Source organism: Amycolatopsis sp. cmx-11-32 (assembly GCF_047608695.1).
Classification (GTDB): domain Bacteria; phylum Actinomycetota; class Actinomycetes; order Mycobacteriales; family Pseudonocardiaceae; genus Amycolatopsis.
In genome coordinates this window covers 14854-33273 of record NZ_JADNQN010000001.1, presented here as the reverse complement: position 1 = coordinate 33273, position 18420 = coordinate 14854, and the positions used below count along the sequence as shown (strand labels likewise).

Annotated in this window: 8 protein-coding genes; 5 read left to right on the top strand and 3 right to left on the bottom strand. The window is 64.9% G+C overall.

The features are described 5' to 3' along the window. The first annotated feature begins 51 nt into the window (after positions 1–51). From ACM6LR_RS00095 to ACM6LR_RS00080, 4 genes are all read left to right on the top strand, one after another. Positions 52–9573: an RHS repeat-associated core domain-containing protein gene (locus ACM6LR_RS00095; protein ID WP_414942939.1), complete on the top strand. Its 9522-nt coding sequence runs from the start codon at positions 52–54 to the stop codon at positions 9571–9573. Continuing rightward, positions 9570–9809, top strand: a complete 240-nt coding sequence (locus tag ACM6LR_RS00090) for a hypothetical protein (protein ID WP_414942938.1) — start codon at positions 9570–9572, stop codon at positions 9807–9809. The genes ACM6LR_RS00095 and ACM6LR_RS00090 overlap by 4 nt, the downstream gene beginning before the upstream one ends. 118 nt (positions 9810–9927) lie before the next feature. Beyond that, complete coding sequence (locus ACM6LR_RS00085) at positions 9928–10680, top strand: polymorphic toxin-type HINT domain-containing protein (RefSeq protein WP_414943219.1); 753 nt, start codon at positions 9928–9930, stop codon at positions 10678–10680. Next, entirely contained in the window at positions 10677–11222 is a 546-nt protein-coding gene (locus ACM6LR_RS00080; RefSeq protein ID WP_414942937.1) for a hypothetical protein, read from the top strand. The genes ACM6LR_RS00085 and ACM6LR_RS00080 overlap by 4 nt, the downstream gene beginning before the upstream one ends. Positions 11223–11658: 436 nt before the next feature. Here the strand turns inward: ACM6LR_RS00080 and pip are convergent, their stop codons facing one another. From pip to panB, 3 genes are all read right to left on the bottom strand, one after another. Then, the gene (gene pip / locus ACM6LR_RS00075) at positions 11659–12618 is read right to left on the bottom strand and encodes a prolyl aminopeptidase (RefSeq protein ID WP_414942936.1); all 960 of its coding nucleotides are present in this window, start codon (positions 12616–12618) and stop codon (positions 11659–11661) included. Between the two features lie 89 nt (positions 12619–12707). Beyond that, entirely contained in the window at positions 12708–13682 is a 975-nt protein-coding gene (locus ACM6LR_RS00070) for a hypothetical protein (protein WP_414942935.1), read from the bottom strand. Between the two features lie 235 nt (positions 13683–13917). After that, a complete protein-coding gene (gene panB, locus ACM6LR_RS00065) occupies positions 13918–14793 on the bottom strand; it encodes a 3-methyl-2-oxobutanoate hydroxymethyltransferase (RefSeq protein ID WP_414935504.1) in 876 nt (291 codons plus the stop codon). 244 nt (positions 14794–15037) lie between these two features. Here panB and lysX point away from each other — a divergent pair, with 244 nt between their 5' ends. After that, entirely contained in the window at positions 15038–18355 is a 3318-nt protein-coding gene (gene lysX / locus ACM6LR_RS00060) for a bifunctional lysylphosphatidylglycerol synthetase/lysine--tRNA ligase LysX (protein ID WP_414942934.1), read from the top strand. Positions 18356–18420: the final 65 nt, after the last annotated feature.

Here is an 18420-nt window from a genome sequence, read left to right as displayed (position 1 = left end):
CTCTGAAGGAGCCGAGGGCTGTCCTGGATGGGCATCCCATGGGGGGAAATCATGAAGCGGATCCGTCGTAGACCTGTCCTGCGCGCAAGACTCCGGGTGACGCTCGCGTTGCTGCTGATCGTCGCCTTGGTCGCGACGCTGGGGCCGGCGGCTTCGCAACGGTTCCCCTCGTCGGACGACGCGGGTGCCACGGCCGCGGCCGACGCGCCCAAGCAGCAGTCGGGATCCGCCGAAAATGTTCCGGATCGGCCGACCCTCGACAGTGCCGCCGCTCCCGCGGTCAATCGCGCGACGGCCGCGTCGTTGCAGTCGAAGTACCCGCCTCTGACCTTCCCCGAACCCTCGGCGGACAAGCGCAGCAGCGCCAAGACCGTTCCGCCGCCCGCCACGCAGGTGCGCGGATTCGACGCGCAAGCCAGTCGGGAACTGCCGCAACAGCGCACCTCGCACAGCAGCGTCTACGACAATCCCGACGGCACCCAGACCACGGTGTACGGCCAGGATCCACTAAACTATCCGCTGCCCGAGGGCGGTTACGGTGCCGTCGACGCGCGTGCCGTGCCGGACCAGGCCGGCGGATGGCGTAAGGCGGGCGACGCGCTCCAAGTCCGTATGGGGCAGACAGCGGGCTCGATGCGCGTCAGTCCGGGCGCCGGTCAGGAAGCCGCGTTCACCCTGCTGGGTGCGCGGGCTTCGGCCGGACGCGCGGAGGGCAACACCGTCGGCTACCCCGATGTCCTTCCGAACGCCGACCTGCAGGTCGAGTTCTCCGCGGGCGCGGCCAAGGAATGGTTCGTCCTCAAGCGCCCCGACGCTCCTCACGCCTGGGAGTTCGCTCTCGATCTGAAGGGACTCGAAGCGAGGATCGTCGACGGCGCGGTGGTCTTCGTCGACCAGGCGGGCGCGGTGGTCCTGCGTGTCCCGGCCGGTTACATGCTCGACTCGAGCCGACAGGAAAGCGGCGAGCCCGCGACCTCCTACGGTGTCACCTACCGGCTCGTGTCTCGTGACGGCCGCCAGATCCTGCGTGTTGAACTGGATTCCGCTTGGTTGCGCGACCCGGCCCGGGTCTATCCCGTGCGAGTCGACCCCACCGTGGTCAAGGAGTCGGTCAGCACCGGCAACATGGTGGTGGAGAACGGCCAGCGCCACACCAACGCGAACGAACTGCGCGTCGGCCGCAGCGGTGGCAAGACAGCTTCGAGCTACCTTCGTTTCGGTGGTATCGGCGGAGATCTGAAGGACAACCGGATCTTCGGCGCCCAGTTGCAGCTGACCAACTTCTGGTCCGGTTCCTGTGCGCCTCGCCCGATGTACGTGCACCCGGTCACCGCGGACTGGGGTTCGTCCGGAACACCGCCGATCGGTGGCGCGCTCGGCAGCGGTGTGTTCTCGCACGGGTACATGGCCCCGCTGGCGACCAGGTCCAACTGTCCGACCGCGCACGAACTCGTCGATCTGGGTGTCGAAGGCCGGAGCCTGGTCCAGCAGTGGGCGGGCGGTGCGGCGAACCACGGCCTCGCCCTGCGGGCCCCGGATGATCCGGCCGCGTGGAAGCGGTTCACCGGATTCGGCACGGCGAACCCGCCCCGGCTGTACGTGACGCATTCGCCGTACAACGCCGAGTACCGCGTCGACCGCGCGACCCCCGAACCGCCGGTCACCCGGGCGACCCCGGGCAAGGTCAAGATCACCGTGACCAACCGCGGTGCCCAGCTGTGGACTCGGGCCGATTTCGCGCTGGGTTACCGCGCCTTCGACCGGAGCGGGACGCCGGTCAGTTCTCAGCTGGCCGCCGAACTTCCCGGTGATGTGGCGCGAGGGGCGTCCGTGACGCTCGACGCCGAGATCAAGGCGATCGGCGTCGGCAGCTACCTCCTCGACTTCAGCATGGTCCGCAAACCGGGCGACTACTTCACCGACCACCAGGTCGCACCGGCTCGGATCGGGCTCGACGTCTACGACGTGCCGCCGTTCATCAAGCATCAGTACCCGCCCAACGGTGCGTCCGTCCAGACGCTGACACCGCAACTGTGGGCCAACGGTATCGACGTCGACCCGCCGCCCGGCAGCACCTTGAAGTACCGGTTCGAGGTGTGCCGGAAGGGTGACGACGACAATCCGGTCGAGTGCTTCAGTTCCGCGTACCAGTCGAATCCCACGTGGACGGTGCCGGACAAGAAACTGTTCTGGAACAAGATCTATCTCTGGCGGTCGTTCGCCTTCGACGGTGCCAACGAGAGCGAACCGCTCCCGTTCAGCGCGATCCTCAGCGCGGTTCCCCAGCCCGCGATCACCTCGCATATGGCGATGACGCCGCACAGCGGATCCGATCGTGATTTCGATCCGATGGTGGGCAACTACTACTCCAGCGCGGTCGACGTCCAGCTCCCGACCGCTGGCCCCGAACTGAGCGTGACCCGCACGTACAACTCGCTGGACCCGCGGCGCGACCACTGGTTCGGCACGGGCTGGGCGACGAAGTTCGACATGAAGGTGGTCCGCGACTACGCGGGGAACACCCTCGTCACCTATCCCGACGGGCAGCAACTGCGCTTCGGACTCAACCCAGATGGCAGTTATGCGCCTCCTCAAGGCCGATTCGCGGACTTCGCGTCCACCCCGGACGGTGGCTGGCGTCTCACCGACAAGTCGGCGACCACTTACCGGTTCGACTCATCGGGCAAGCTGACCGGATACACCGACGGGGTCGGGCGTGGCGCGGTCGTGCAGTGGGACGGTGCCAACCTTTCCCGCGTCCTCGACCTCGCCAGTCGACGCCAGCTGGTCTTCCTGGTTCAGAACGGCAAGGTCGCGAACGTCTTCGCCTCCGAGATCAACGGCCAGATCCGGAACTGGAGATACTTCTACGAAGGAAATCGGCTGAAGCGGGTCGAAGACCCCGAGGGGGGCGCCACCCATTACGACTACACGGACCAGTCCAGGTTCCGCACGGTGGTGAACGACGCGTCGCCCGATGCGTACTGGCGGCTCGGTGACCTGACCGGGGACGTCGCGGTCAGTCAGGTGGCGTTCAACCGGGGCAAGGACAACGGGAAGTACAAGAACGTCGTCCTCGGTGCCCCTGGTGCGCTGCCGGGCTCGGGCGACACCGCCGCGACGTTCAACGGCTCGAGTTCGGTACTGCAGCTTCAAGACGGGGCGATCAAGAAGAGCAGGGACCTCGCGGTCGAACTGTGGTTCAAGACCACCGGATCCGGTGTACTGCTGGGCTACCAGCAGAACGAGATCACCGGCGCACTGCAGAACGCCTACACGCCGGCACTCTACGTCGGTACGGACGGCAAGCTGTACGGCCAGTTCTCCGACGGCACGACCAATCCGATCCGCACCGCCGCCTCGGTCAACGACGGTAAATGGCATCATGTCGTGCTTTCCGGGGCCCTGGCGACACAGTGGCTCTACCTGGACGGTGTCCAGGCCGGGACGAAGCAGGGCGTGATCGACCACGGCAACCAGACCAAGGTGTACGCCGGGGCTGGGTTCATCGCGGGCAACTGGCCGGCGAAGCCCGCCAACGACCACGGGTACTTCGCCGGCGCGATCGACGAGATCGCGGTCTACGGCAAGCCGCTCAGCGAGACCGTGGTCCGTGAACACTTCCAAGCCGCGCAGCCGTCCGTAGGGCTGAGCAAGATCGTCCTGCCCAGCGGAAAGACGGCCGCGGAGGTCGGGTACGACACGGTCAACGAGCGGGTGAAGACCTACACCGACCGCAACGGCGGGGTGTGGCGGCTCGGTGCCCCGGTGATCACCGGGGAGGAGAACAACCTGATCCGGACCGTGAAATTCACGGATCCGGGGAACCGCGACCACACCTATGACTACGACCCCGTCCGGGGCCGGATCCTTCGGATGGTCATGCCGCTGGGACTCGGCGTGCGTCCGGAAGACAAGCCCGGTGAGCCGGTCGGTTACGGAATCCGTAGCTATGACTACGACGACGAAGGCAACCAGAGCACGATCGTTTCCGAGAACCTCAACGAGGTCGTGCTCGGTTTCGACCAGCGCGGCAACGTGACCAGCAAGCGAACCTGTCTGTTGCCGGGGAGGTGCCAGACCGAGTACTTCGGCTATTTCCTCAACGCGGGCAATCCGCTGGACCCGAGTAACGACAAGGTCGCGTGGAGCAGGGACGGCAGGTCGACGAACGCCACCGACAACCGGTATCTGACGACGTACACCTACACCGCCAAGGGAGATCTCCTCACCCAGGAGATGCCTGACGGCGGACGGGTCACGCACATCTACACAACTGGCACCGAGCCGTCGCTCGACAACGTGAGCCTGTCCGTCCCGGCCGACTTGCTGGCGTCGACACGGGGCGCGCTCGGCGACACCACTATTTACCGGTACTACAGCTCGGGTGATCTCGGCGAGATCGAAGAGCAGGCCGGAATGCGCACCCGGTTCGGCTACGACGTCGGCGGGCGCAAGACATCGGCCACGGTCTACACGACGGCCTATCCCGACGGCGTCAAGACAACCTACGAGTACGACGCACTTTCACGGGTGATCGCCGAGATCGGACCAGGGACGACGAACCCCGTCACCGGTGTGAAGCACACCGCCCGGACCGCGACGCTCTATGACAAGGACGGGAACGTCGAGCGGGAGGAGGTCTCGGACCTCACCGGCGGCGATCAGACGCGGGTCACGAAGCGCGGATACGACGATCACGGCAGGCTCGTCCATGTCGTGAACCCCGAAGGCAAGGAAACCCGGTACGGCTTCGACGTCTTCGGCAACCGGACGTTCGTGATCGACGCGAGCGGTGTGAAGAGGTCGTACGCGTACACGGCGCGGAATGAGGTCGCGGAGGTCCGGCTGCACGGCTGGCACGGCGGCGTGGTCGACCCGTCCGACGGTGACGGCAGGCCCGGCGACGGCGAAGGTGACACCGACCCCGGCAACTCCAAGCCGACAGTGCTCGAGTCCTTTCGTTATGACGAATCGGGTCGGCAAACCTTGCACGTCGATGCAATGGGCAGGGCGACACGAAATCACTACTACGCCAACGATCTCATCGCGCAGGTGGTTGCTGAAGGCTACCGCGATCCGGTGACCGGGAATGTCCGCGACGTTCTGTTGGAGAACAACAGTTACGACGGTGCCGGGAACTTGACCAAGCAGACCACCGCGGGTAACCGGACCACGACCTACGAGTACGACGCCGTCAGCAGGCTCACGCTGACGAATGAGGACTCGGGTGGGCTCGAACGGCGTACGCAGTTCACCTATGACCGTGGCGGCAACGTCGTCCGGTCGGAGAAGTCCGGAAATTCTTCGAATGTCGGCATCGGACAGACGAACGTCACCGAAGCCACCGATTTCGTCTACGACACGACCGGTAAGCGGATCCAGCAGACCGTCCACAATGGTCAGGAGCAGATCACCACACGGTGGCGGTACGACGAACGCGGAATGCCGACGGCCGTCACGGATCCTCGCGGCAACCTCGGACAGGAGCCTTTACCCGCCTTCACCACGAAGATGGACTACGACGAGTTGGCCAGGCCCATCCGGGCCACCGGGCCGCGAGTCCGTACCGAATCCGGTGGCGGCGCGGCCACCGACACTCAGGCGACCATGGTCACCGGGTACGACACCTTCGGCTCGGTCACGCACACGAAGGATCCGGTCGGCCGGATCACCACGGCGCAGTACGACCGGCTCGGCCAGCTGGTCAAGTCGAGCCTGCCGTCGTACACGCCACCCGGGAGCACGACGCCGGTCACTCCGAGCAAGGAGATCCGGTACGACTCGATGGGGCGCGTGATCAAGCAGATCGACGCCCGGCAGCACGCGACCGAGTTGCGCTACGACCAGCTGGGAAGGCTGCTGGAGCGCCAGGACCCGCAGGCCGACGGCACGGCCAGTGGCGTCTGGAAGTACTCGTACACCTTGACCGGTCTGCCCCTGTCCGCCACTTCGCCGACCGGAGCCCGAGTCGAGGCGACGTACGACGAGTTGGGTCGCAAGGCCACGTCCACCGCGGTGGAGCGGTTCCCGGCACCGGCCGCGTACACGACCAAGTACCGCTACGACGACGCGGGCAACGTGATGTCGGTCGAGAACCCGGCCGGCGAGAAGAGTCTGAATACCTACGACAAGCTGAACCAGCTGATCACCGCGGTCGATCCGGCAGGGGTCACCACCAAGCGGGGGTATGACCGGCAGGGTCGTCTGGTCCGGGCAAGCGACGGTGCGGGCGTCACAAAGCGGCTCAACTATGACCTGGCTGGCCGCATGGTCGCCGAGTTCGACGTTGACGCACAGTGGACGGGCACGCAGCCCGCGCTGCGGGAGCGCAAGTTCACCTATGACCTCGCCGGCAACATGCGCACCGCGGAGGACTGGGAAAAGCGCGTCACCACGTTCGGCTACGACGCGGCGAACCGGTTGTCCAGTCAGCTCGAGCCGGTCGCGGACGGCAAGACGATCACCACCTCGTTCGGGTACGACGCGGCCGGAAACCGCACCAGGTTCACCGATGGGCGGTCGAACAAGACCGTCTTCACCTACAACAGTTTGAACCTGCCGGAGTCGGTGGTCGAACCGGCCACCGCCGCACACCCCGCGGCGGCCGATCGGACTTGGACGCAGTCCTATGACGCGGCGGGCAACGCGACCAGGCTGACCGCGCCCGGAAACGTGAACCGGGACCGGACGTTCGACGCGCTGAACCGGATGCTCACGGAGACCGGTTCCGGCGCCGAGACGCAGACCGCGGACAAGGCACGGACCTACGACGCCGACGGCCGTCTGCGGGTGGCGGGGAACAACGCGTACACCTACAACGACCGCGGTGGCCTGCTGACCGCGACCGGTGCCTCCGGCGCGTCGTCCTTCGAGTACGACACCGCCGGGCGCGTCACCACCCGGAAGGATGCCGCCGGTACCACCAAATACGGCTATCTCAAGGGACGGCTGGACTCCGTCACCGACGGCGCGACCGGCGGCAAACTGACCTACGGCTACAACGAAGCCGGCAAGGTCAAGACGGTCGACTACGGCGCCGGCCGGGTCCGTACCTACGACTACGACAACCTCGCACGGCCGAAGTCGGATGTCCTGAAGGAGGCCAACGGATCGGTCCTCTCTTCGATCGCCTACACCTACGATCCGAATGACCGGGTCAAGACGAAGAGCACCGCGGGGCTGGCAGGCTCCGGTCAGAACAGCTACTCGTACGACTTCCAGGGACGCATGCTCTCCTGGACCGATCCGGCGGGTAAGGCGACCGAGTACGGATGGGACGACTCGGGCAACCGGGTCAAGGCTGGCGACAAGAACGCGAGCTACGACGAGCGGAACCGTGTCCTCGCCGATGGTGACTACACCTACGCGTACTCGCCGCGCGGTTCACTGAGTTCACGCACGTCGTCCGGCCTGGAGGAGAAGTACTCCTTCGACGCCTTCGATCGGCTGACCAAGTTCGGCACGACCGAGTACACCTACGACGACTTCGATCGGCTCGCGACCCGAGGCGGACAGCAGTTCTCGTACGCGGGCATGGAACGAGACGCTGTCAGTGACGGTGTCTCGCGCTTCGGACGCGGTCCCGACGGTTCCTTGGTATCGCTTTCGCAGGGAACCGATTCCAGGCTCACGCTTTCCGACCGGCACGGCGATGTCATCGGCGCGTTGGCGCCCGCGTCCGGAGGCGTCGTCGACTCGACGGCGTACGACCCGTACGGCAAGCGGATCGCGTCGACAGGTGTCCAGCGTTCTGTCGGCTTCCAGGGCGACTGGACGGATGCCGACAACGGGAACGTCAACATGGGGGCGCGGTGGTACCAGCCGGGTTCCGGCACCTTCGCCTCCCGCGACAGCATCGAACTGCCGTTCTCGCCGTCGATCAGCGCCAACCGGTACTCCTACGTGCTCGGCTCGCCGATGAACTTCTTCGATCCCGACGGTCACGGTTGGTTCAGTGACCTGTGGGACAAGGCGGGCGGCATCGTGCACACCGCGCTGGACGTGGCGGGCATGATCCCCGGTATCGGTGAGATCGCCGACCTGGCGAACGCCGCGATCTACGCGGTGGAGGGTGACTGGGAGAATGCCGCGTGGTCGGCCGCGGGCGCGATCCCGTTCGGTGGCAACGCCGCGACCGCCGCGAAGTGGGCGCGGAAGGCGGGCAACCTCATCAGCGGTGGTCGTCGGGCGGGCCGGTACGCCGACGATGCCGTCGGTCTCGGTCGCCGGTATGGCGACGACGTCGCGGGCGCGGCCCGTCGAACTGCCGGTGACGCCGCTTCGTCCGCTGCTCGCAAGGCTTCCGCTGTCGCGGCTGCTCGTAAGGCGGCTGCTGCGGCCGCGGCTAGGCGGGCTGCGGCGATCCTGGCGAAGAAGAAGGCCGCTGCCGCTGCTGCGCGGGGTGCTGCGGAGCGGACGGCGAAGCGGAATCCGATTCCTTCGTTGAAGGCGGCGTTGAAGCCGGTGTTCAAGGGGACGGATTTGGTGTCTTCGTCGCCGTTGGTGCCGGCTCGGATTGTGCAGTCGTTCAAGGCGAATGTGCAGGATGCGGGTCAGGTCACGGACTTTTTCAAGAAGCAGGTGGTGGGGGATGGGGCTGTCGTCCAGAATGTCGCGGAGACGGTGACGGCGGTGTCGGAGGTTGCTCAGTCGGGTGCTTCTCCTGATGATGTTTTGTCTGGGTTGGGTGGTTTGTCTGGGCGGAACAAGGGGCGGGGTAAGCATCATGATGAGTCGTCTGGTGGGGCGGATCCGGGCTGTGTGACACAGAAGAACAGTTTTGATCCGGACACGCTGGTGGTGATGGGTGACGGGTCTCGTAAGCCGATCAAGGATGTGAAGGTCGGGGATCGGGTTCTGGCGAAGGATCCGACGACGGGGCGTTCTGCGGTTCGGGTGGTGACGGATGCCCGTTCGCATGCTAGTCAGCGGACGTTGGTCGAGGTCGGCGTGGCGAGTGGTGCCGATCGTGGGTCTGTGGTGGCGACGGATGAGCACCCGTTCTGGGTGGCCTCGGAGAAGCGGTGGTCGAACGCTGTTGATCTGAAGGCTGGTCATCGGCTGGAGACCGGGGATCATCGGGACGCGACGGTCACGGGGACGCGGTCGTGGTCTGAGACCAGGCGGGTCTACAACCTGACCGTCGATGGCGACCACACGTACTATGTGCTGGTGGGGGCCACGCCCGTCCTTACTCACAATGAAGACTCCTCAACAGCTGGTGCTTGCTCGATATATAGAACGCCAAAGGAGGCGGACCGGGCATACGAAGAAGCGAACGGGCCGAATCCTTCCTCTCATGATTCGCCAGGTGGCAATAATTCTGCATATTTCGGTGAGCAGAGTGTGGCAGCTGAATACCAAGGCCGTGGATCGTATGCTCGTGGCATTTTGAGGTACGATATGAAGCCAGGTTTTTTGGAATCGTTCTCGGATACGGCTCAAAGGTACGACTGGCAGGGGCCGGGTGGTGCGGCAAGAATTGAGTTCAGAATTCCAGCTGGAAGATTTAAAGAATTTAATGATATGACAAATAAGCGGACCTGGATTCCGATGGATGGCGGGTTATGATTCACGATGAATTAGACGTCGCGGTCGTGGAAATCAAGCCGTGGGGCTTGAATGTTAAAACAGGCAATGGTCAAGATGGATTTATTGACAACACAAAGAACCCTAGATGGGTGGAAGGAGCTGAAGGTCCGAACGTTGGCGAAGAACTACACGTCGTAGTCCTCGATGACACGGTAGTGCCTTTTCGTGCAAGTGCGTTGACGGCCGATATTGAGATCGCTCGTCAGAGTAAATAAGTATCGACTTCTCTGGGTGTCAATAGATTCCTTGCTGCACATTTTTGCCTGCAATTAATGTGATAGGCGAAGAGGGAGGCTGGGGCCGCTGCTGCGCGGGAGGCCGCGGAGCGTGTTGATGGGTGACGGGTCTTGTAAGCCGATCAAGGATGTGGAGGATCCGACGACGGGGCGTTCCGCAGTTCGGGTGAAGATGGATGCCCGTTTGCATGTGAGTCAGCGGACGTTGGTCGAGGTCGGTGTCGCGGGTGAGGTTGGTCGTAGGTCTGTGGTGGCGACGGATGAGCACCCGTTCTGGGTGGCCTCGGAGAAGCGGTGGTCGAACGCTGTTGATCTGAAGGCTGGTCATCGGCTGGAGACCGGGGATCATCGGGACGCGACGGTCACGGGGACGCGGTCGTGGTCTGAGACCAGGCGGGTCTACAACCTGACCGCCGATGGCGACCACACGTACTTCGTTATCGCAGGTCAGACGCCTGTCCTCACCCACAACTGTGGGGGCGACGAGAGCTACTATCGAACTATGAGCCAAGGACACTTCGACTCTCTTGAAGCGACAGGTCGCCTATCGGCGACACGCGAGACCTTCATTTCTCCGACGAGGGCCTTTTCGGAAGACTACGACGGTATCTTGGTGCGTTTCACCGTTCGTAAGGGCACGACGGAGTCGCTTTCCGATATTGGTGTCCGCGACGCATCGGCTGCTTCGGCCCGTGCCTTTCCGAACATGGGGCTGGTCTCAAGAGGTTGGCGAGAAACGTCTGCATTCTTCAAGGGTAAAGGGGCAGGGCACGTCAATATTGGATTGGGTGGCGGTAAAGCCCTTGATATATTCAACGACGGAATTGTTGGCTTTGAGAGGCTTCGATGACCCCGGAAGAGCATGACTTGATCTTCTCGCTAGTGACTGTTCCGGGGCGTGAAACAGTGGGCTCGCAGGACGATATTCTGCGTCATTACGAGACGGCTGACGGTCGCGCTCTTGGTCTGCGGCTGCTGCAAAATTCTGTTGCCGACAAGAGTTCAGTGGATCTTGAAGCTGCCCTCATTGTATGCAATGCGTTTGGTGTCGGTATGGAGCATTACGGCTTATTGGCCGGTTTGGTCTCTGCTGATTGGCATCAGCAGCATGAGAGTGCCGTGGCCATGATTGGCTCGTTGCGAATTCCGGAATCTGTGAGTGTTCTTCGTCATGCGGCAATATGGGTGCCTGACTACCTTGATTGGGACGAAAACCGCGCTCTCGCAACGAAAGCAATTTGGGCTTTAGGGGGGACTCCGGGTCTTGAAGCGAAGAACGTCCTTTTAGAGTTGTATGATATTGGCGATGAAATCGTGCGTGAAGAAGCGAAAGGCCAGTTAATTCGACGAAATTCTGCGCCCGGTGAGTTTGGCGATTCTGGCGACAGTTAGTCAGCTGCCGTTCGGTGGCAACGCGGCCACGGCGGCGAAGCAGAATCGGAAGGAGGGCGACGTCATCGGGAATGGTCGTCGAGTAGGTCGACATGCCGACGACGCGACCGATTGCGGACGTCGTTATGGCGACAAAGGCCATGGTCGGTCATTGGCTGGAGACTCGGGATCATCGGGATGCGACGGTCAGGGGACGCGGTCGTGGAGTAAGGCCGTCACCGGAGGGCGCATGGCGTCGAACCGTCCCAGCGCGATGGCTTCGGGGGTCCTGAACAGCTTCCGGATCAACTCTTGCCCTCAAGCCGCCCCTTGGGCGTAGAAGTAGCAGCGGTCGCGCGGTCGCATATGAGTCGGTAGACGTTGGTCGGGGGTGGGTCGGGGCATTAGTGTTCGTGGAGCAACGATCTTGGAAAGAGCGCGCTGCGAAAGGCCTTGATCAAACCGACCGAAACGCGTCCGTCGCGGCCCGGAGTCCCGCCAGCATCCCCGGATCCGTCACCGCGTGCCCGGCCGCCTCCACCAACTCCAGCTTCGAGTCCGGCCAAGCCCGATGCAGCTCGTAAGCCGTCGCCGGCGGACACACCGCGTCGTACCGCCCCTGCACGATGACACCCGGGATCCCGGACAGCTTTCCGGCTTCCCGGATCAACTGCCCGTCCTCAAGCCAGGGCCCATGGCAGAAGTAGTGCAGCGCCAGCCGCGCGAAGGTGAGGGCGAAGTCAGGCGACGCGTACTGGTTGCGGAAGGCCGGATCCGGGCGCAGGCAGACGATCGCGCCTTCCCAGGTACTCCAAGCGATGGCGGCACGCTCGCGGATCACCCGATCGGAGTGGTAAACGAGTTCGCGGTAGGCCGACAGCGGGTCGTCGCGACGCTCTTCGGGGATCGGTGCTAGGAAGGCTTCCCACTCGCGGGGGAAGAGGTTCGCGGCGCCGCCGTTGTAGATCCAGTCGAGTTCGCCGCGGCGGGCGGTGAAGACGCCGCGCAGGATGATTTCGCTGACGTGGCTCGGATGGGTCTCGGCGTAAGCGAGGGCGAGGGCCGCGCCCCACGAGCCGCCGAAGAGCTGCCATTGTTCAAGATTCAGCCGTTCGCGCAGCTTTTCCATGTCCGAGACGAGGTGCCAGAGGGTGTTGGCCGACAGGTCGACGTCCGGCTCACCGATGTGCGGAGTGCTGCGGCCGGTACCGCGCTGGTCGAACAAGATGATCCGATAAGCCTCGGGGTCGAAATGCCGCCGGGCCATGGGCGAGATGCCGCTACCAGGGCCTCCATGCAGGACGACCACCGGTTTGCCGTTCGGGTTCCCGGCTTCCTGGCAGTAGATCCGGTGCCCGTCGCCGACGTCGAGCATGCCCTCGGCACGCACGTGGATCGGCGGGTACAGATCGTCCATATGGACACTCTGCCCGAATCGGCGAGTGTCCGAAGGGTGGGGGCCCGCCCCCGCCGCCGGGCTGAGCGGGCCCCCGGTCTTCGGTCGCGTCAGCAGCCCGCCGTGGCGGCCACGTTCGCGAATCCCTTCCCGGCACCGGTCACCTTGTTGCTCGCGCAGACCTTGTTCCCCGTCGCGGCCTTCACGAGATAGAAGCCGTACGCGTAACTGGACTGCACGTCCGCGGTGTTGCCGGAGAAGGTGTTGTCGCGGCCCCAGCCGTCGAGCTGGACATGGACCTCGAAGCCGCCGTAGGTCGCGTTGTGCACGAAGACCTTGCTGCCCCGGTTGTCCGCGACCACGTAGTTGTTGCCCTTCATGTCCACCCAGCTGTCGGCGAAGTGCTCGCCGCTCTGCCCGGTCCCGTCGAAGACGTTGCCGCGCAGTTCGCCGCCGGTGGTGCCTTCCTTGATGTCGATCGACTCGGCCCGCACGTTCGGGCCGATCTTGTTACCGAGCGCCTTGTTGCGGTCGCTGCGGTCGGGCGTGCCGCCGGGCCAGTTGCCCTTCGCGGAACCGAAATAGATGCCTTCGCCGTAGCCCGCGTACTCGCGGCCGGTATCGGTCACCTCGGAGTTCTTTACGACGTTGTCGGTGCTCGCGTACTGGAAATGGATGCCCTCATGGCCGACGGCGGTGACCTCAATACCGTCGACGACCGTGTTCTTGACGCCCGTCGCCATCAGGCCCTTCTGGCCACCGGTGAGGGTGAAGCCGGTCAGGTTCCAGTAGCTGCCGGTGAGTTCGAGCGTGCGTCCCGCCGAGGCCTTGATGACCGCGCTTCGCGGACCCTTCAGCGTGATCCGACTGCCGGAGGTACCGCTCTTCGCCGCCTTGAAGTTGCCGGTGAAAGTTTTGTTGGCCGTGAGTTCGATGACGGTGCCCGGATTGGCTGAAGCGAGCGCGGACGTCAGTTCCGCCGAAGTGCCTACGCGGACCGTCGCGGCCTGGGCGGGATACGTCGCCAGGAGCGACAGCAGGGCGGCACCGGTCGCGATGGCCAGAACCCGCTCACGAATACGCATCCGTAGTCCTCCTCGTCGAGGGATCGAAGCTCGGTCGTGGCAGCGACGGCTAGACCGTAAGGCAGCTCTCGAACGCTAGTCAAGGACATGATTGAAGTTCATATACGTGAACGACTAAAGGAGGCTCGGTGCGCACGGGCTGCCCCGAAAGAGAGCAAGGGACCTTTGCTATCGCCCTCCCCAACGGGAGTGATAGCAAAGGTCCCTTGCTCTCTTCTTGCAGGTCAGTTGCAGGTCAGTCGTGGAACGAGTGCTCCGAGGCCGGGAATTCGCCTCGCCGGACGTCTTCCGCGAACGCCGTCGCGGCCCCGGCCAGCACGCCCGCCAGATCGGCGTACTTCTTCACGAAGCGAGGGGTCTTGCCGCGTCGAAGCCCGACCATGTCCTGCCAGACGAGCACCTGCGCGTCGCAGTCCGGCCCCGCGCCGATGCCGACCGTCGGGATCTTCAGTTCGTGCGTAATCCGCTTCGCCGCTTCGGCGGGCACCATCTCCATGACGACCGAGAAGGCGCCGGCCTCTTCCAGGGCGAGCGCGTCGGCGAGCAGCGCTTCGGCCGCTTCGCCGCGTCCCTGGACTCGGTAGCCGCCGAGATTGTGTTCACTCTGCGGGGTGAATCCGATATGTCCCATCACCGGGACGCCTGCTGACGTCAGCGCCTCGACATGCGGCGCGAACTTCCGCCCGCCTTCGAGTTTCACCGCGTGCGCACGACCTTCCTTCATGAACCGCACCGCTGTCTCCAGCGCCTGCTGCGGCGAAAGCTGGTACGAGCCGAACGGAAGATCGGCCACGACCAGCGCCCGCTTCACCGAGCGGGTCACCGCTCGGACCAAGGGAAGCAGTTCGTCCACGGTCACCGGAAGTGACGTGTCGTAGCCGAAGACGTTGTTCGCCGCGGAGTCCCCGACGAGCAGCACGGGAATGCCCACCTCATCGAACAGTGCGGCGGTGTACATGTCGTAGGCGGTGAGCATCGGCCAGGTTTCGCCGCGCTCCTTCATGTCGCGAAGGTGATGTACGCGGACTTTCTTCCCAGATGTGGCCTGGGGCGCCGCGCCGGTTCCATACGGGGCAGCGAGTTCGCCGGAATCCTTTTCGGTGGCAGACATCCTTGTCGACCGTCCTTCCCTCGAGGCCTCGAAGAGGTCCCCGGGTCGTGGAGCTGAACAGATCAAAGCCTGACACGCGGGGATAGCGCCCCCAAGGCCCTGCGACCAGCTTCACACCGCGGTGTCGACGCTGCCGAGGAAGAGATTCAGACCAGAGGATGATGATCTTTGACAACCACACAGGGTCGTGTGACGTCAAGTAGTAGCAGCTGTCGATCACCTGTGTGTACCCCGAAAGGCCAGTATGGGAAACCCAGCGAGCCGTGTCCCGCCGTGGAAGGCGAGGGCAGGCGGCATCGTCGCCACTCTTGTGCAGCTCGCGGCCGTGTTCTCAGTGATCCTCCTTCTCGCCGGCGGCGTGAAGGGGCGGGTGCTCAAGATGGGCGACGTCGCCTTCTCGGCACTGAGCATCCCGACAAACGCGAGCCTCGTGATCGTCCTGCTGCTCGTCGTCCTCGGCGCCGCGCTCCGCCGCCGCAAACGCGCCGCCCTCTACACGCTGCTGCTGTTCCAGATCAGTGGCCTGGCGGTGACCCTGGCCTTCCAAGCCGCCCTGCTGTGGTGGCCCGAACTGCTGAAACTGGGTCCGTGGCAGGTCCGGCACATCCCGCATCAGGTGTGGGTGCTGGCCATCGCCGACCTGATCTCGATCGGCATGATCGCGTTCCTGTGGATCCTGCGGCCAGCGTTCCCGGCCAGGCTCGCCCCGAGCGCGTGGCGCGACGGCCTCACCATGCTGTTCGGCGGGCTGGCCGCGGTCATTCTCGTCGGCTGGGGGCTGAGCGAGGCCTTCCCCGGTCGTCTCGCGGACACCTGGGCGCGCTTCGCCTGGGTCGTCAACCACACGACCGGTGAGAACATCCAGCTCCGACGGGTCGGCATCGGCGAAGGACCTGCCTGGCTCGACCTCGTGCTCGACCTCAGCGCGACGGCCGTCGCGACGGCCGCGCTGTACACGCTCTTCCGTGGCGTACGCAGCCGTCGTTTGAGGACAGACGAGGAAGAACTGCGCGTACGGCGCCTTCTCGCCGAACACGGCGAAGACGACTCTTTGGGTTATTTCGCCACCCGGCGCGAGAAGAGTGTCGTCTTCTCGCTCAATGGCCGCGCCGCCGTCGCTTACCGCGTGCTCGCGGGCACCAGCGTCGCGAGTGCGGATCCGATCGGTGATCCCGATGCCTGGTTTGACGCGGTCCGCGCCTGGCTGAACGAAGCACGCACCTACGGCTGGACCCCCGGTGTGCTCGGCGCGAGCGAACGCGGCGCGAAGACTTACGCCGACGCGGGTCTGCGCGCCCTGGAAATCGGCGACGAAGCGGTCCTCGACGTCCGGGACTTCAGTCTCGCCGGGCCGGAACGCCGCTCGGTTCGCCAAGCGGTCAAACGGATCGAGCGGGCGGGATACACCACGAAAGTCCGGCGGCACAGCGAAATCCCGGCCGACGAAATGGCTCGGCTGCTGTTGCAGGCGCAGCAATGGCGCGGCGCGGAGACCGAGCGCGGATTCTCGATGGCGCTCGGCAGGCTCGGCGATCCGAGTGACGGCCGGAGCGTGATGGTCGAGGCGTACGACGCCCGAGGCGAGCTGCGCGGCATGCTGTCATTCGTCCCGTGGGGCCGTCGCGGATTGTCACTGGACTTGATGCGGCGCGACCGTGACGCCGAGAACGGCCTCAACGAGTACATGATCGCCGAGGTCGTGGCGGCGAGCTCACACCTTGGCGCACAACGGATTTCGCTGAACTTCGCGATGTTCCGCGCGGTCTTCTCCGAGGGAGAGCGGATCGGCGCGGGTCCGGTACTGCGGGCCTGGCGCGGTGTCCTCAGCATGGCGTCGCGGTTCTTCCAGCTGGAATCGCTCTACCGGTCCAACGCGAAGTACGGACCCGACTGGGAACCGCGATTCCTGTGCTATTCCTCGGCTCGACGGCTGCCGAGGGTCGGCATCGTCGCCGGCGCGCTCGAAGGTTTCGTCCCGACCGGACGGTCAGGGCGGGCGCTGAAACTGGAGACGGTCACCGACGAATTCGTCGCCGAAGTCCACCGTATCGACGCGAACGCGGCCACCCCCGCACCGAAGCAGGTGCGGCGCCCGGACCAGGTCCGCGTACGGATGGCGAAGCTGGATCGCTTGCGGGAAGCCGGGATCGACCCCTATCCGGTCGGTTTCACCCGGGAGGATCTGCTCGGCGACGTCGTCGCCAAGTTCGGCGACCTGAGCCCGGACACTCACACCGGTCACCGGGTCCGCATCGCGGGCCGGGTGCTCGCGTTGCGCAACCTCGGCGGGCTCTGTTTCGCCAGGGTCAAGGATTTCAGCGGCGAGATCCAGCTGATGCTCGACGCCTCGGTGCTCGATCTCGGCGGTTGGCGGCGGGGCATCGACCTCGGCGACCACGTCGGTGTGAGCGGGCAGGTCGTGACGTCGCGGCGCGGTGAGCTTTCCGTGCTCGTCGACGAGTGGACGGTCACGGCGAAGAGCCTGCATCCGTTGCCGGACAAGCGAAAGGGTCTCACCGATCCGGAGACGCGAGTGCGGCAGCGCTACCTCGACCTCGCGGTGAACCCGGATTCGACGACGATGCTGCGGATGCGCTCGACCGTGGTGCGCGCGGTGCGGGAACGGCTGCACCAGGGCGACTACCTCGAAGTCGAGACGCCGATGCTTCAGACCGTCCACGGCGGCGCCAACGCCCGTCCGTTCGTCACCCACATCAACGCCTACGACATGCGGATGTACCTCCGGATCGCGCCCGAGCTGTATCTGAAACGGCTGTGCGTGGCCGGGGTCGAGCGCGTTTTCGAGCTGAACCGGAACTTTCGCAACGAAGGCGTCGACGCGACGCACAACCCCGAATTCACCATGCTGGAGGCGTACCAGGCGTACGCCGACTACAACACGATGCGGACTCTGACGCGAGAACTCGTGCAGCACGCCGCGGAGGCCGCGTACGGCGCGCAGGTCGTTCGCCGTCCGGGGCCGGACGGGAAGGTCGTCGAGTACGACATCTCCGGTGACTGGCCGGTGATCCCGGTCCACGAAGCCGTTTCGGCGGGGCTCGGGGCGAAGATCGACGCGGGCACCCCGGTCGCCGAACTCCAGCGGCTGTGCCGCGCGGCGGGAGTGCCGGTGAACGAGGAGGCCGGGCACGGCGACCTCGTGCTGAAGGCGCACGAGCATCTCGTCGAAGGCTCGACCGTGATGCCGACCTTCTACACCGACTACCCGACGGATGTCTCGCCGCTGACCCGGCAACATCGCGTGGATCCGCGGCTGGCCGAGCGCTGGGACCTGATCGCGTTCGGCTCCGAGGTCGGCACGGCCTACACCGAACTGACCGACCCGCTCGAACAGCGGCGGCGACTGGAGGCCCAGTCGCTGCGCGCGGCGAGCGGGGACGTCGAGGCGATGGAACTGGACGAGGACTTCCTGCTCGCGCTCGAACACGGCATGCCACCGACCGGCGGGCTCGGCATCGGCGTCGACCGGCTGCTGATGATGCTGACCGGGGCTTCGATCCGGCAGACCGTGCTGTTCCCGTTCGTGCGCCCCCAGTCGTAGCGGTAGCAAGGGACCTTTGCTCTCACTTGCTTAGCCTGCCTAAGCGAGTGGTAGCAAAGGTCCCT